This is a genomic window from Coleofasciculaceae cyanobacterium, assembly GCA_036703275.1.
GTDB lineage: Bacteria > Cyanobacteriota > Cyanobacteriia > Cyanobacteriales > Xenococcaceae > Waterburya.
In genome coordinates this window covers 36,926-53,077 of record DATNPK010000057.1, presented here as the reverse complement: position 1 = coordinate 53,077, position 16,152 = coordinate 36,926, and the positions used below count along the sequence as shown (strand labels likewise).

10 protein-coding genes are annotated in these 16,152 nt (G+C 40.6%); 5 read left to right on the top strand and 5 right to left on the bottom strand.

Annotated features, from left to right (window positions below; all coding sequences use genetic code 11):
• Positions 1–250: 250 nt before the first annotated feature.
• Entirely contained in the window at positions 251–1,063 is an 813-nt protein-coding gene (locus V6C71_10325) for a ChaN family lipoprotein (GenBank protein ID HEY9768876.1), read from the bottom strand.
• A gap of 74 nt (positions 1,064–1,137) precedes the next feature.
• Between V6C71_10325 and stpA the strand changes: the two genes are divergently transcribed.
• Positions 1,138–2,424 (top strand): glucosylglycerol 3-phosphatase, encoded by a 1,287-nt coding sequence (gene stpA / locus V6C71_10320; GenBank protein HEY9768875.1) that lies wholly within the window; start codon positions 1,138–1,140, stop codon positions 2,422–2,424.
• Between the two features lie 189 nt (positions 2,425–2,613).
• Here the strand turns inward: stpA and V6C71_10315 are convergent, their stop codons facing one another.
• Positions 2,614–5,214, bottom strand: coding sequence for a CHAT domain-containing protein (locus tag V6C71_10315; GenBank protein HEY9768874.1), 2,601 nt, complete (start codon positions 5,212–5,214; stop codon positions 2,614–2,616).
• 546 nt (positions 5,215–5,760) lie between these two features.
• Between V6C71_10315 and V6C71_10310 the strand changes: the two genes are divergently transcribed.
• On the top strand, positions 5,761–7,896 hold the full coding sequence (locus tag V6C71_10310; protein ID HEY9768873.1) for a peptidase domain-containing ABC transporter: 2,136 nt from the start codon (positions 5,761–5,763) through the stop codon (positions 7,894–7,896).
• 17 nt (positions 7,897–7,913) lie between these two features.
• On the opposite strand, the gene V6C71_10305 is transcribed toward V6C71_10310, so the two are convergent.
• Both V6C71_10305 and V6C71_10300 read right to left on the bottom strand, forming a co-directional pair.
• Complete coding sequence (locus V6C71_10305; GenBank protein HEY9768872.1) at positions 7,914–9,161, bottom strand: HlyD family efflux transporter periplasmic adaptor subunit; 1,248 nt, start codon at positions 9,159–9,161, stop codon at positions 7,914–7,916.
• Between the two features lie 59 nt (positions 9,162–9,220).
• Positions 9,221–12,064: a filamentous hemagglutinin N-terminal domain-containing protein gene (locus tag V6C71_10300; GenBank protein HEY9768871.1), complete on the bottom strand. Its 2,844-nt coding sequence runs from the start codon at positions 12,062–12,064 to the stop codon at positions 9,221–9,223.
• A 506-nt stretch (positions 12,065–12,570) separates the two neighbouring features.
• Between V6C71_10300 and V6C71_10295 the strand changes: the two genes are divergently transcribed.
• On the top strand, positions 12,571–12,699 hold the full coding sequence (locus tag V6C71_10295) for a hypothetical protein (GenBank protein ID HEY9768870.1): 129 nt from the start codon (positions 12,571–12,573) through the stop codon (positions 12,697–12,699).
• Positions 12,700–13,425: 726 nt separating this feature from the next.
• Here the strand turns inward: V6C71_10295 and V6C71_10290 are convergent.
• Positions 13,426–13,995 (bottom strand): general stress protein, encoded by a 570-nt coding sequence (locus V6C71_10290; GenBank protein ID HEY9768869.1) that lies wholly within the window; start codon positions 13,993–13,995, stop codon positions 13,426–13,428.
• A 712-nt stretch (positions 13,996–14,707) separates the two neighbouring features.
• On the opposite strand from V6C71_10290, the gene V6C71_10285 reads away from it, so the two are divergent.
• A complete protein-coding gene (locus tag V6C71_10285; protein ID HEY9768868.1) occupies positions 14,708–15,406 on the top strand; it encodes a Crp/Fnr family transcriptional regulator in 699 nt (232 codons plus the stop codon).
• A gap of 145 nt (positions 15,407–15,551) precedes the next feature.
• Entirely contained in the window at positions 15,552–16,004 is a 453-nt protein-coding gene (locus V6C71_10280) for an MgtC/SapB family protein (protein ID HEY9768867.1), read from the top strand.
• Positions 16,005–16,152 lie beyond the last annotated feature (148 nt).

Here is a 16,152-nt window from a genome sequence, read left to right as displayed (position 1 = left end):
TCCTCCTTTGAGTAAGATGTCTTCGCCATAAGTTCCAGGTTGATCCATGTGATATAAATACACAGTAGCTTTGCCACCTTCGCGCCACATATATCTAGAAGTAAAACCGTTGTTGCCGTTAGGTTTTGTTCCTCCAGAAGCAAGATCTCCTTCACCTGAGTTAAAGCCATTGCCGATAAACCAAGCGCAATACGATGTAAATTATTAAAAGCGATCGCCTCATCAACAACAAGGCAATAATTGCTAATTTCTATTCAGCTTCACCTAACTGGAGAGATATTTGCGTAAATGCTGGGTTACTTATGCGTCTGGCTACGCGATCTGGAATAGCGTAATCATTCATAATATGAGCTTTGCCAACTAAAACAGCTATCTGTGCATGAGGATGGTTTTGATAGTAGAGGGCGATCTCTTCTGCCATAGTTTCGTCCCATAGTACCTGTGCTGCAAAGAAATTCTCTGCATCATTGCTGTTTCCTTGACCCGACTCAATATGCTGTTGATAAACTTCGCTCAACCTTTGGCGATATGCTTTGTTATTAAGCTTGATATCTTTTAGGGGTGGAATATAGCGAAAGTCGTTTCCTTTAAGGCTGTTTAGTCCCAATTCGGCTACCTTGCGAGTAATTTCAGTCGGAGTATTTAAAGCAATTAAAGAAATTTGCTTGTCTTGGGCAAAATGCAGTATGGGTGCATAAAAATTCCAGTCAAAACCCCAGCGTGAGTTATATTCAGTCTGTTCGATCAGTTCCGTCTCGCTGATTTTTGATTCAACGTAACGATCTAATATGGCTTGAAATGGACGCTGGAACATCTCCAAGGCGATCGCTAATTCTGCATTAGAGTTAGCTTGATTTTGATACAGTTGAGTAATAATTTCTAACTGCGCTTGGTGATTGGCTAGACTATCGTGATTTTCTCCTAAGTAAATGACATCATTTTGTTCGATCTGACTGATTTCGGTAACTTCGGCAATAGCAATTGAGTTATTAGGATTTTGAAGTAATAAAAATCCTGCTAAAAACGCTCCTATAAAATAGACTAGGACGGGATAAAAATTCATTCTGTGCGGTTGAATTAATGGTATTAATTTTATGTGTGCCTACCTGTAATTAATCATGGAACATACTAAATATTATGACTGTTAAAGATGCTTCTCTGTCCTCGCGATCGCTATCCTTAGATCATCAAAGTCTCAGTCAAATGCTGATTGAGCGAGAGAATATGCTAATTATTCAAGACCTTGACGGTGTATGTATGGGGTTGGTCAAAGACCCATTAACGCGGGTGATGGAAGCTCGATATCTCGAATCAGTCAAAGCTTTGGGCAATCATTTTTTTGTCTTAACTAATGGTGAACATATAGGTCAGCGAGGAGTTAACGGTATTGTTGAACGAACTTTGGATGGTAACAGTTTAGTCAGTGAACAAGGGATGTATTTGCCAGGTTTAGCTGGAGGGGGGGTACAGTGGCAAGATTGTTATGGCAAAGTCGAGCATCCAGGGGTAAGTGATCCAGAAATGGCGTTTTTAAAATCAATACCAGATAAAGTAGCCGATTATCTACGACAATTAGGTCAGCAGCCGAAATATAGTCTTAACCAAGCTCAATTAGCAGAATATATCCAAGCGACGGTATTAGATAATCAAGTCTCGCCTACAGCAAATCTCAACGTTTTTCATGAAATATTTAGCGATCGCCCTGAGCTATATGCCGAGCTTCAACAAGAAATGAAAAGACTAACAGATCGTTTGCTGCAAGAAGCAAAAGAACAGGGTTTAGCAGATTCCTTTTTTGTGCATTATGCTCCCAATTTAGGCAGAGATGAGCATGGAGTAGAAATTATGCAGCCAGCCCAAGGTAATGATTCGGGGACTACCGACTTTCAGTTTATGCTGCGGGGAGCAATTAAGGAAGTGGGAGTATTAGTTATTCTCAACCATTACTATTACTTACAAACTGGTGAATATCCTTTAGGAAAAGAGTTTAATGCCAGAGAAGCTCCTAGTAAACAGCAAGATTTGCTTAAATTAGTTAGAGACAACTTTGCGACTGAAATCATGCCAACTATAGTTGGGGTAGGGGATACGGTAACCAGCAAAGCAGTAAAAAAAGACGGTCAGATTGAGTTTAAGCGGGGCGGAAGCGATCGCGGATTTTTGGAACTAATCCAAGCCTTGGGTAGAGAGTTTGATACCGATAATGTAGTTATTTATGTAGACAGCAGTGGCGGAGAGGTCAAAAACCGTCAGGCACTCAAGCTAGACCATAGCGATCCTCAAGCAGTTAAAGTCATCCAAGGCCCAGGCGACTCTGGAGATACAACAGATCCTCTAACCTTAAATTTCGTTTTTCCTGGGGGACATTTACAATATTTAGACTTTTTTGGTCAGGTAGCTAAAGCCAGAAATTTAGCTCAGTAATCAATACTTCTCGGTTAACCCTTTTTAGTTATTAGTTATTGGTTATTAGCTTTTAGCTCTTAGCTTCGGGGATTGCGCAAGCCAATTAGTTTTGTAAGTTACGCAGGTAAGTCGCCTGATAAAAGCCGCTGTAATTAATCAACACTTGTTAAACGAGAAGTATTAGCTCAGTAATTGCCGATCCCCAATCTATAGCCAATTGCCCAGCATGACAAAAGCCGCCCAATAGTAGGGATGTTTGAAATCGCGAGAGTGGAGTAGACTTAACTGAGCTTGGCGTAGAGCATGAGCTTTATTTAATCGTTGTGGTTGAGTAATTTGCTGATAAAAATCACTCATAGTCATAGCGGTAGACTCATCATATACTGTCCAGAGAGTAGCCAAAGTAGTTCTAGCTCCTGCCCGCACTGCTATCCCTGCTAAACCTAAAGTAGCTCTCTTATCACCTGATGCAGTTTCGCAAGCACTAAGGACTAATAGCTCGATCGCTTTTTTTTGCTTGGGATCGACACTTTTGAGGATGTTTTCGAGTTCCTTAATGCCAATGTTACTATCCCAGGCAAGGAGAAAAGTATCTTCTAGATTAGAGCTAAATTGGCCGTGGGTAGCAATATGAACAATGCGAAACTGGTCAGTGGCAACATTTTCGCGCAGAATCTTTTGAGTAAAGCGATCGTCCCGCAACACCTTACTGTCAGTTTGATTTTGAATATTAGTTAATTCTCGATCGACGTACTGCAAAGCCGAAAAACCCCGTCTTTGTTGGGTAATACCCGCTGCCAGAGTTCTGAGTTTCACTTCTTCAAGAGGTACAGGGGCAAGAAGCTGTAGTCCTGAAGTCAGAGCGACATTATATTGTTCAATTAAATATTGCTTGCCATCATGAAGCGCAGCTAGAGGAATATTCCGAAAAGTACCGTCGGGGACAAAGACAATAGTTTTGATGTTGTTGTCTGCTAAGTCTTTTAAAACAGGGGTAATTAACCAGCGATAAAGCTTTTGGGCTGGGGCATAAAATTGACGACGACTTCTAATTTGTAGAGTTTGACGTAGCCTTTCGATAATCGATTCTAATTTTGTTTGAGCAATGACATGGGTATAGTGGCGTAGAGATTTATCGGGTAAGCTGACTACTACCTCAAGGCGATCGCTTAAAATAATTGGATAGATCACCGCAGCCTCAAGATCGACGCGATCAATATTGGTTGGGGTAGCATCAATACAAGCCTCTCGGAAGAAGTCATTTAATTCGGCTAGCTGAAGATATTCAATAGTTTGTCTTGCCTGTGATAAGTAGCTTTGACTGACGGGACGACCGTTTCTGACAGTAAGTAACAGATCGACCAGATCGCGATAAACAGGTTCAATGTTGTTGCGGAAAGAAAACTGAGCATCTCTATTGGTTACTACTAAATCGCCCCGCAGCGATTCCAAAGCATTGACGGCTTCACTATAAGAAGCGATCGCACCTTGATGATTATCTAAAGTCCGATATAATCTGCCTAATTGCCATTGCCACTGATAGGTTAAATCATCATTGCTGATTTGTTGAGCCAGATAGACTGCGCGTTTGGTGTATTTGCTGCCCTCTGCTGGCTGCTGATTTTTTTCATAGAGATGCCCCAGTACGCCCAAAGCATAGGACTCTGCTTGGAGATCCTCTAGCTCTTGAGCCTGCTGCATTGCCACTTGTAATAAGTCTTTAGTTTGATTGAAATATTTGGGGTTCTTAGTGCGATCGTTTAGCTCTATCGAACGTTTAGCTAGATTAACGCGGGCATAGACTACTTTACGACTGGGATTGACGCTCAAGTTGGCTAGGTCAGCTTGGATCTGATTACGCAAATCTTCTGCCTGTTGCCATTGTGCAGTCAAAACAAATAGATTTAGCTGGTTGAGCTGTGCTTCTATCTTGAGTAGCGGTCGAGCCGTGAGCGCAGCAGCCTGTTGATAGAAGTCAATTGCTGGTTCATAATCTTTTAAAGATACAGCGGTGTTACCCAAACTAAAAAGTGAGGCACTGGCTTCTTCAGGTAAATTCAATTTTTGAGCCAAAGTAACACTCTGGTGTAACGTCTTATATGCAGCTTCTAAATCTCCCGTTACTCTCAAGGCAGTACCCAGGCTGCGTAGACCGATAATTTTTAAACTAAGGTCGCTTTGTGCGGCAAATTTAGGCGCAATCTGCTTTAATCTTTTCTGTGCGCGACGGTATAGCCCAAAACTCTGCCATGCTTGAATTTGGTTGATTGTAACTCCTAATAATCCTTCTTCATCGCCAATTTGCTGATAAATTACTGCTGCCTGTTGCCAACTTGCTAAAGCTGCCTCTGTTTTGCCCTTGGCTAGCTCTAATCTGCCTTGAGTATTTAAGGTTTGGGCGGTAATTTTTAGCCCGTTTACATCCGAATCATGCCTTGGGAGCAGTTGAAGACTTTGAGCCAGATATTGTTCGGCAAGTTGCCATTCCCCTAATTTGTGGCAGGTTAAAGCTAAATAATTGAGACTTTGAGCTTGAGCAATGATGTTACCAGCTGCGACAAACTGTCTGTATGCTTTTTGCCATAGTATTTTTGCCTCTTGATATCTTCCTGCCTGATAAGCCAATCGACCTGCGGGTAATAAATTTGCCTGAGATGATAATTCTGAGTTGGTAGCAGCGATACTAGGCTGGATTAATACTGTGCTGGCAGCAATATTGATAACTAACTCGGCGATCGCTCCTGCACACAACAACAAGAAATAATAACTGATTGGTCTAGGTTTTCGCTGATTCGAGTAAGTTGACATAGAACTTTTTTAATTAATCAAGCTTCTATTAGATGAGAAATATAGCTTTAATTCCATGATTCCCAAAATTAAGCTTAAACAACCATTTTTTAGACGGTTAAGACAAGGCAATGCTAATAAACGGCGTTGTTGAAGTGAGACATAAACAATTGGATTGAGATCTTCAATCTATTTTCGAAAGCTAAAAGCTAAGAGCGCAGCGCGTACGCGGACGTGCCTCCAGGCACTAATCCTTTAGGGCAGATCGTCCCGTCGTGTTTTGGGTAAGAATATTCTTACCCAAAAGCCGACGAGTCTTACGACGATATCCGAAGGTGTCCCTAAAGGGATACACTTCGATATATCCTTTAGGACTGGCAAATCTTCGATTTGCGCAGCTAATAGCCAAAAAAAGTATCATCATTGGTTTCGTATTATGAATTAGCAACGCCTAATGAACTTATGTAAAACTTTGCGTGAATTGCTTTATCCTGAGTAATGATGTAGCTTTGACTGGTGAAACTGAATAGTCGTATTTTCTAGATTGCTCAACACTTTAGATCATTGATGTTATATAAATGTGTGCGTCAACACAATGAAGAGGATTGTGGAGCAGCTTGTCTGGCAACCATTGCTAAGCACCACGGACGTAATTTTAGTCTGAGTCATATTAGACAGGTAGTGGGGACGGGACAGTTAGGAACAAATATGCTGGGGTTAAATAAGGGTGCAGAAGCGATCGGGTTTGATGCTTATGCAGTTCGCGCCACAGATGAACTAATTGAACGGTTAAATGAAGCTCCCTTACCTGCGATTATTCATTGGAAAGGTGAGCATTGGGTAGTCTTATACGGTAAGCAACAAAAACAATATATAATTGCCGATCCAGCGATTGGTATACGCCGTCTGAGTCTCCAACAACTGTTAGAGGGTTGGAAAAATGGCGTAATGCTGCTGTTAGAGCCACAGGAAACGTTTTTTCAGCTTCAAGATGACCAGATTGGGGGAATTTGGCAGCTGGTTAAAAGTTTGCGCCCCTATCGCTTAATTTTGTTAGAGGCATTGCTGCTGAATTTAATTATTGGGCTGTTGCTACTGGCGACACCAATTTTAATTCAAATCTTGACGGATGATGTCTTAGTTAGGGGAGATAGTCAACTGCTGGTGCGAATTGCGATCGCCATGGCGGTGATGACGATGATTGCCAGTGCTTTAGAGTGGGTACAGGCTATTTTGATTACCCACTTTAGCCAACGTTTAGAATTAGGCATTGCCTTGGAGTTTGGACGGCAAATTTTACGCTTACCCCTAGATTATTATGAAACCCATCGCAGTAATGAGGTGGTTAGCCGTTTAAAGGATATTCGAGAATTAAATCAGTTGCTGTCGCAAATTCTGCTGCAACTTCCAGTCTGGTTATTTACCGCAGCTTGTTCTCTCGGTCTGATGCTGTTATATAGTTGGCAGCTAACAGCAAGTGTGGCAGCGATCGTCGTGTTGATGTTTGTCACGACAATTTTATTTTTCCCCGTAATGCAGCAAAAAACGAGACAGGTAATTGTGGCTGATGCGGAAAATCAAGGTTTTTTATTGGAATCTTTTAAAGGTGCGTTGACTCTCAAGGCTGCTAATGCCGCGCCCCAGGCTTGGTCTGAGACTCAAAACCGTTTTGCTCGCTTTTCCAGTCTTAGCTTTAGTACGATTCAACTGGGAATTGTTAATCTAGTTTCTTCTCGATTATTTTCGGGGTTGGGTAAGATTTTTGTGTTGTGGTATGGCGGGACTTTGGTAATTAAACAGCAGCTAACTCTGGGTCAGTTGGTAGCTTTTAATAGCCTCAACACCAATGTAATTAATCTAGGAATTTATCTTGTCAGTTGGATCGAAGAATTTGCTTTAGCTAGAATTGCTGCCGAACGTTTGGCCGAAGTAATCAATACTCCTGCCGAGATTGCTGATGACAAAGACTATCATTGGGCAGAGATATCTGGAGAGGAAGATCTAAGCTGCGCTAATCTGGTCTTTGCTCATCCTGGTAACTATAATTTGTTTGAAAATTTTTCTTTAACCATTCCTGGAGGCAAGGTAACCACGATTATCGGTCAGTCTGGCTGTGGCAAAAGCACTCTCATAAAACTATTAGCTGGACTTTATCCTCCTGAGTCGGGCAATATTCGCCTGGGTAAATATAATCTCCAAGATCTGGCCATAGAATGTTTGCGATCGCAAGTTGTTTTAGTGCCACAAGAAGCCTTTTTTTGGAGTCGTACTATTGTGGATAACTTTCGCTGGAGTAATCCCCATGTTAGCTTTGAAGACATTGTTCGGGCTTGTCAAATTGCCGTTGCCGATGAATTTATTAGTGAATTACCAGATAAGTACAACACCATCTTAGGCGAGTTTGGGGCAAATATTTCTGGGGGGCAAAGACAAAGGTTAGCCTTAGCGAGGGCGATTGTTGGCGATCCGCCAGTGCTGATTTTAGATGAGGCGACTAACGCTCTCGATCCTACGACTGAAAACTTAGTTTTGAGTCAACTTCTAGCGGCTAGACACGGGAAAACAACTATCTCGATCAGCCATCGACCCCGCGTTATTGTTAAATCTGATTGGGTTGTATTGCTCGAGGCGGGACAAGTGGAATTTGCCGGACATCCTGATGGTTTAAAAAGAATTGAGCAGTATCAGGATTACGTAGTTTAAATAGTTAAATGCGATCGCTAATCAACTAGTAATCTGGCTTTACGTAGTAGAAGAGTTAGAACTGTTTCTTCTCTAAGAACAATATCTACCTGGCTTTCCATACCTGCTTTAATTTGACACTTACCTTTTTTGCCGTTTAAAAATGTGTCATGAGGCTGAACAATTACCTCGTAGTTAGCAGCACGATTAGCTTCAATTTGGCTATCGGGAGACAAGGCAGTAACTTTACCAGCCAGCACACCATAGTCGGGATAGGGACAAGCCGAGATCCGCATCAGTGCGGTTTGCCCCAACTCAATTTTTTCAATATGCTGCGGGGCTACCAAAGCTTTTACAGTTAGAAAAGCATCATTGGGAATAATTTGCGCCACCAGATCCCCAGGTTGCAATACTTGGGAACTATTACGCAGATTTAGTTGTTGAATCGTTCCTGTTATGGGGGTACGAATAGCCGTGTTTTCTAGTTGAAAAGCTACTTGTTCTAATCCCTCTCTATTTTGACTCAGGCTTTGTTCTACTTGCGTTTGCTGCTGGATTAATTGTTCTTGTTCTCCCGTCAGGCTGGCGATCGCAGCTTCTCTTTCAGCCTGTTCTTGTGCGATGCCCTGTTGAGCAATCTCGATTGCAGACAGGCTAGGATTGAGAGCCGTTTTTATTTTGTCCAATCTGGCAACGGCAGTTTCTAATGCAGCTTCTTTTTCCTTGAGTTGGAGGCTCGAAGTTGCTCCCGTATTGACTAATTGTCGATATCGGCTATATTCATCTTGGGCAAAGTTTAAGGCTGCCTTGGCTTCTTTGACTTCTGCTTGGGCGGTAATTTGCCGATCTTGATGTTGGCGTTGTTGCTGTTTTAGTTCGGCGCGAGCAGAGTTGATGGTGCTATTGATGCGCTTGGTTTCAGCTATTAGCTTGCGTTCAACCGCTGCTATCTGGGCTTCAAGTTGAGTTAGCTGTCTGAGATTTTGCTGCTTATTTGTCTGTAGCTGGCGTTGTTGAATAAGTAATTGAGCATCATTCAAATAGGCAATAATATCTCCCGTTTGAACTGTCTGATAATTCTTGACGGTAATACTTTTAACTTTTCCAGCGATCGCCGACTGAATCACCCTGACTCCACCTTCTGGACGAATTTTGCCAGTCGCTTTAATCGTCGCCCGATAGGGAGTAACGGCAGCCAAAACTACCACTGCACCGACGGCGGTACTCAAAAATACGCCGCCCAAAGTTATCCAACGACTGACAGGAGGTAAGAAGTCACTGGGCAAAGAGGGGCGTAAATAGTCTGGATGAGGGGTATACTTAATCTCGACCTCGGCGTTATGAGCTATTCTTGACAGTGATTAAACATTGCCTCAAGATCTTGAGGTACATAACTTAATAATTCAACATTGCCATTGGCATTAATATTCCAGGCTTTTGCTTCTAGGATATTAGGTGCGGCAGTAGCGGATGAGACACTAGCTAGATCGCGGAAGTCTTCCCAGACTGCTTCTCCCTGCAAATTTTCCCCCGGATTTTCGGCTATTCCGCCTTTCCCTGTAGCGATAAAAGTCTCTTTTGGATCTCTTGTACAAAAAGAAACAATCAGAGAAGCAGGATCGGTCACATTTTCTGGTAGTTTGCTAAATTCAAAGCGATCTTGATTATCGAGACTGTTAATTTCTACTACGCCATCCAAACCAAATTCTGAAGAGGCATCAATATCTACATCGCGGGTAAGTAAAATAACGTTGGTGGTAATGTTAATGTTTCCGCCATCTCCTCTAAAGGCATTGGCGCGAATATCGCTGTTGTCTCTGGCGATGACATAATTACTATTAATTGTGATATCACCTCCACCACCAGTACTATCAAAGACGCTGGTACTAATCGGACTAGTATTTTTCAAAAAGAGCAAGTCGGTTGATAAAGTTATATTTCCACCACCTGTGCGAAGAGAAGTAGCATTGATCGATCCGCGATTGACATTGAGATTGTTAACCATAATCTCAATATTGCCCGCATCTCCCAGTTGAGAACTATTAACCGCAACTCGACTTCGATCAATCAAAAAATTGTTAGCATTGACGGTGATGTCACCTCCTTTAGCGTTTCCCATCGTTATGGCACTAACTTCGCTGTTATTATTTAGAGCAATATTGCCAGCAATATTGAGGTTGATATTGCCCCCACCACCATTACTAGTCGAAGCGGTAATGCTGCTAGATGATTCGGGATCGGAACTATCTAATTTTAATGAATTAGCCGTAATATTGATGCTGCCTGCTACTCCATCTCCGCTATCTTCGCCTCGACTGCGAAAATTACTCACGTTGATAGTTGCACCGTCTTGAATCGAAAGGCGATCGCTATTCAAGTTGATATTGCCTCCGTTTCCCGTACCAACCACGGCATTGCCAAAAATCCCGCTTGCCCCAAACTCAGAACTGCCAACTAATTTAACTGTTTTGGCTGTAATATCCAGCTTTCCTGCGTCTCCATAGCTACCAAAAGTACCTACATTGATCTGTGCGCCATGGGCAACAAATAAAGAATCAGTGTTTATGGTCAAATTACCGCCATTTCCTCGTGCTTGGGTGGAGGCAAATATACCGCTGGGGAAAATTTTAAAATTACCGACAATTTCAAGGTCATTTGCCGTAATATCTAGCTTTCCTGCATCTCCAGAGGAAAAAGCAGTTGTGGCAATCTGTGCGCCATCACCGATCGACAGAGTGTCAGTTTTTATACTTAAAGTTCCCCCATTACCTTCTCCCACAGTGGAAGCAAACAAACCACCAGAAAAAAATTCTGAAGTACCAGTTAAGTTGATATCTTTAGCTTGGATCGTTAAATTTCCTGCATCTCCCTCTCCGAAGGTGCCGATACTTACCTGCGCTCCATCGCTAATCAATAAATTGTCGGTTTTCAGCAGAATATCTCCACCCCTACCGGTCAGGAAAATATCAGCCTGAGCAGATAAAGCACTAATAAAGTCGCCACCATCTGATCCACCGATGACTTTAATATCTTTAGCATTAACGGTTAATGTTCCTGCATTACCAAAACTAAAGGTATTAACGTTAACCTGTCCCCCACCTTCCAATAACAAACTATCCGTTTCAATCAGCACATCTCCCCCATTACCTGTAGCATCAAGATAGACATCGCTCCAAATTGAGCTAGGCAATAAAAGATCGGGGTCAGTCCCAATGATATTTAGCTGATTAGCCTCGATCTGAGTCAATCCTCCCGCAACATCTCCCTCAGTTTCGGCAAAAATGGCCGAGCCATCAGTCAGACTGACGACATCACCCTGTAGGTTAACATTGCCACTACCTGCACCGCTAACATCAATTGATGCTGCATCCTTAAGAGTAATCTCCCCTGTCTTAAGATCTATCTCACTATAGTCAAAGCTCCAGCCAGATTCGTTGCCGATTAGCTTAACTGTTTCTGCTTCGGCAATACTTCCCAGTTCGATATTGCCCCCCGCAGCAGTAAGATTGCCTCCTTCAAGGAAGATATTGTGACCCCCTAACCCCAAAGTCTTGCCTTCGGCTACCGCTAAACCTAAGCTACGTTCAAATCGGTTGACCGTAAAAGTATTGTAATCTAAGAAAGCGTTGTGACCGCTTCCCTGTACGATAATATTGCCGCTATCTGCACCGTACTGTAAACCAATAGGAATATTGACCGTTAGTAAAGGCGATGCTTGAGGATTAACGGCATTAAACTCACTATCATCAGCAAACTTAATACTTGCAGCAGTGCTGCCGATAAATGAACCACCCAAATCTAAGGCTGCATTTTCGCCAAAGATGATACCGTTAGGATTAATTAGAAACAGGTTGGCAGTGCCGTTAGCTTGAATCAAGCCGTCAATTTCTGAGATCGAACTACCAGTTACGCGACTGATAATATTCTCGATAGTTACCGCGTTATTAAACAAAGCAGTATGGTCTGTAGGTATAGAAAACTGGCTAAAGCTATGAAACAAATTACTGCCTGCGGTTGTGCCACCAGTAATCTCGATTAGGTCACCGTTGTTTAGCACCTGCGTATTGTTGGGCAAAGTACCGTCGGGGACTATTTGCGCTGAGACTGCACCACAGCAGACATAAAAACTAGCAGGAAAAATAGTCCAACAGTAGCGATAGTTCTTTTGAGTGGCGAGAGAGAATTTCATGCAAACTAGCCCATAACAGGAAGATTTATGCCTATGTTTCCCCAAACGGTGCCGAAAAAAACAGCAGGCGGAAAAAGATTAGTATTTGATTCCTTCTTACTGGCAATTTAGTAACCTTATGAAAGGTTCAAGCTACAAAAATAGGAAAAATCTGAAGCAAACATTACTTTTAACTTATATTTGAGCTTAATTTGAGTTAAAAAACACCTACTTTTTTAAAAGTTTAATTATAGTTCGCTACAGAAAGAAGCTGCTGTTTAAGTTATAAATACAAATTCTCAATGAAGCAGTTAATACTCAAGGGGAATTGATAAAAGCTAAATTCTAAGTAATATTTCTGAAAAAGTTTATATTTATACTTACTGCGTTTTTACCTGTAACTGACATATTTTGGATTAACAACAAAGCATAAAATATAAAGATATTGTAAATACAAGCCAAAGCACTTACGCAAAATAAATTAATCGAGTATATTAGTTTTGTAGACTTTATATATACTTAGACAGATGCAAAAAATCACAGCGAACGCTAAAAAGCAGGCTAAATCCAACGAGTTATTTGTTCCTTTAAGCAAAAAAGAGCAACAGCAGCTATCTGGTGGATTCAGACCTTCGCCTCCTTCTGTAGGTGGTTAAGATTATTGATTATGCTCAAGCTTTGAGTTACATAGAGAATAGCTAGCAATTATTGAGCTAAAATCATAAATTCATCAACAGCTTTATTTTCAGCGGAGAGGAAGCTGTTTTTTTAATGCTTTTAGTTTCAAACGGCGTTGTTGCATAAATAAACTTGCCAAGAGTAGAAACTCGAAAATGCTAGATTGAAGTTGACCACAACCAAAACCTATCAATGAAGAATGAATACCGCATTGGCAACTGGTCTAGGTATAATGCAGGACTAAAACGAGGAAGTCTAATCTTTTTGAGGCAACTCACTTGCTTTTAATGAATATATCTATAAAAGTCAACTCAATCGCAGCATGAAGATAATGCGATCGCTTTCTTTGTCCATCCCGTCGTTGAAGCAATGATTTAAGTGATTTCGCTGATTTACAGATAATATATTTGTTATCTGGCGTTAGTGATTTAAAGTATAACGTAGCAAATTTTTTTGTTCGTAGCCCTTCGGGTTCGATTCCTACAACGGAGGTTTTTTAATTCAATAAAATGTTATGAGCTTAAAAAAATATACCTCAATTCACCAACGCCGTTAATCTATTTGTCTTTTGTGGGAATAGAGTTGTAATTCTTATCCCCATTTTTGAGCGTATTATTATAGCAAAACCTTTATCATGGTTAACTTACATCATGTTAAAGTGATCTACTGAAGGCTTTAGTATTATTGAACCTACCCGTAAAGTTTTAAAAAATACCCATTCCAGTATTAGGATAAGTACCTCCCATCGTATTATAAATACTCCAATCTTGAATGCGTCTGTTTGTCAGGATAGCTTCTGCACCACTGATTTCAGCTTGTGTCCCTTCCATCAAAACTATATATTTGCCTTGAGAAATCATGTCGTCATAATACCTAGCTTGATCTTCGGGAATTCCCCAACCAATTAAAGCTCCGACTAAACCGCCGCCTGCTGCGCCGATACCGCTACCGAGTAAAGTATTAGCTAAAATTATTCCCAATTCTGCTACTACACCAACGCCTGGAAGAGCGATTACACCTAACCCGCCAATCAACCCCATTAGTCCGCCAGTTGCTGCTCCTGCGGTTGCTCCTGCTGCTGCACCACCTTGAGCTTGATCGCTAGCGGGTTTCACTTCTGCACCGCCCATCTGTTCTTGTGGTTCAACGTCTTTGGCAATTACCGAAACTCGATCCATATTGAATCCTGCATCTCGTAGTTCCCGTAGCGCAGATTCAGCATCTTGGCGGGTAGCAAAAGTGCCAACGGCGCGTTGAAGTTTATTAGTAGTCATATAGTTAATTATCTTATAGTTCTACATTTTTATTGTGCTAAAGTTACTTGAGAAATTTATCTAACTTAGGAAGGAAAAATATTAAATATTATTAATTATACTATTTCTCAAAAATATAATAGACTTGCTAGTAGCGCGTCTAGATTAATTTGTTGGGTATTGAAAATTATATTTTAATTTTTGAGCAAAAATTATATCTTTAGTCTGATAAAAATTAAGTCTTTATTTTAAAAATAGATAATATTTTAAAGTCAGAAATATTACAATTAATTTAAATTACGTTTAATTATCTAGATTCAATAGTTTAAAGAGCAATTAATCAACAGTATTTGAGTTTATTTAGCAGTAAAAAATAATTTCATCTAACTAAAGATATAAATAATTATTTTTCGCTTTAAATTATTAATTAAAAATTCGCTTGTGTTCGATTACGTACACAAATAACCTGAAAAATATTCGAAAATAAAAAGGCTTGTTAGGGAACAAGCCTTTTTATTTAACTTTTGTGCTGATCTAAATTTTTCTTAATTAAGAAGCAATCATCAAAGAAAACTTCAAACGAACTTGAGGAATATCTATTCTCTAAATAAACGGTAATACAACTTCTGCGGTCAGCTTTCCATAAGACTATTTGATGATTTTTGTTCGTAGATTTTATCAATAGTTTATTCAACATTTTTTTCAATATCTGCACGATAAAAAGAGGTTTCCTATGTCACAAATTGTTTCGCGATCGCTTAATCATTTTTTAGCAGCTTTGCCAGAAGCTGAATATCAACGTTTAAAGCCTCATTTAACGTCTGTTTCTTTGGCTGCGGAAACAATTCTCTATGAGACTTCACAAAGGATGGAAACTGTTTATTTTCCCAAAAATGCAGTGTTTTCTTCATCTTTTAAATTGAGTAATGGTTCGACTGTTGAAATTGGTTTAATCGGCGCTACGGGAATGATTGGTCTTCCAGCTATTTTTGGCAATAATTATAGTTGTAGTCAGGTTCTTGTTTTAGTAGCAGATAGTGCTATGAAAATTTCTGCTCGGGTTTTAAAACGCGAGTTCGAGCGAGGAGGAGAATTGCAGAGGCTATTGCTTACCTACGCCGACACCAGACTAAAAGAGGTTGCTCAACTAGCAGCTTGTAACCGTCATCATATAATTGAAGAACGTCTAGCTCGTTGGCTGCTGATGGTTCAAGATTTAAGTCAATCTGATGAACTGCCTCTGACTCAGGAGTTGATCAGTAATATAATAGGAGTTCGTCGTTCGACCGTAACCTTAGCAGCAGGTATTCTTCAGCAAAAAAGATGTATTTGTTATTCCCGTGGCAAAATTACTATTTTAAATCGGGAAGCTTTAGAAGACAATGCTTGCGAATGCTATCAGCTTTTGCGTCAAAAATCTTGTCGGCGATAACTATCATTTAGCGAAGAGCTCTTCGCTAAATGATTAATAGCGATCGCGCTTTGTCTACCAAAATATTTAACCGCCTTAAAAAAGATTTGTATCTTATTACTGATTGTGCCAGTAAGTTCAATGATGAAAATATATTTAATAACATTTGGTTGCAAAAAAATTGTTACAAACTTCTTCTTTTTCTCCTCTTGGTTGGCAAGGTGTTTTATTGCGCTTAGGTGTTGCTCTCTTAGCTGGTGCAATTATTGGCTTGGAAAGAGAAACTAAAAAGAAACCAGCAGGGCTGAGAACCATTATGCTGGTTAGTTTTGGTTCTGCGTTAGTGGTACTTGTCCCGATTGAAATAGGTGCAGCAGAACAGAATTTAGATGTCTTAGGCAGAGCTATTTCTGGTGTTATTAGTGGAGTTGGATTTATTGGCGGTGGAACAATTTTACGCGAGTCTAAAGGAAAAGGTTTAACTTCCGCAGCCGCCATTTGGGTTTCTGCTGCTTTAGGAATTACTGTCGGCTGCGGATTGTGGATTCTAGGGTTAGTGGTAGCAGTAGTTACCTGGATAATCTTGCGGCTATTTGAGAAATGGGAAGAATATCTCTAGGTTGGAAATTTAACGTTAGCTTGGGTTAAAGAAATTAATAAGTCAGGAAAGCTATTGACGCAAAGCTAAGAGCTAAGAGCTTCAAACAGTATTATTTTGTCCTAAAGGATAAGCTACGCAAATATGTCATTACTTAAATCAGCAACGC

Bases quoted from the DNA above. Each gene is read 5' to 3' on its own strand.
- V6C71_10290 (HEY9768869.1), bottom strand. From the start codon at position 13,995: ATGACTACTAATAAACTTCAACGCGCCGTTGGCACTTTTGCTACCCGC.
- V6C71_10310 (HEY9768873.1), top strand. From the start codon at position 5,761: ATGTTATATAAATGTGTGCGTCAACACAATGAAGAGGATTGTGGAGCA.
- V6C71_10315 (HEY9768874.1), bottom strand. From the start codon at position 5,214: ATGTCAACTTACTCGAATCAGCGAAAACCTAGACCAATCAGTTATTAT.
- V6C71_10295 (HEY9768870.1), top strand. From the start codon at position 12,571: ATGCAAAAAATCACAGCGAACGCTAAAAAGCAGGCTAAATCCAACGAG.
- V6C71_10300 (HEY9768871.1), bottom strand. From the start codon at position 12,064: ATGAAATTCTCTCTCGCCACTCAAAAGAACTATCGCTACTGTTGGACT.
- V6C71_10285 (HEY9768868.1), top strand. From the start codon at position 14,708: ATGTCACAAATTGTTTCGCGATCGCTTAATCATTTTTTAGCAGCTTTG.
- stpA (HEY9768875.1), top strand. From the start codon at position 1,138: ATGACTGTTAAAGATGCTTCTCTGTCCTCGCGATCGCTATCCTTAGAT.
- V6C71_10325 (HEY9768876.1), bottom strand. From the start codon at position 1,063: ATGAATTTTTATCCCGTCCTAGTCTATTTTATAGGAGCGTTTTTAGCA.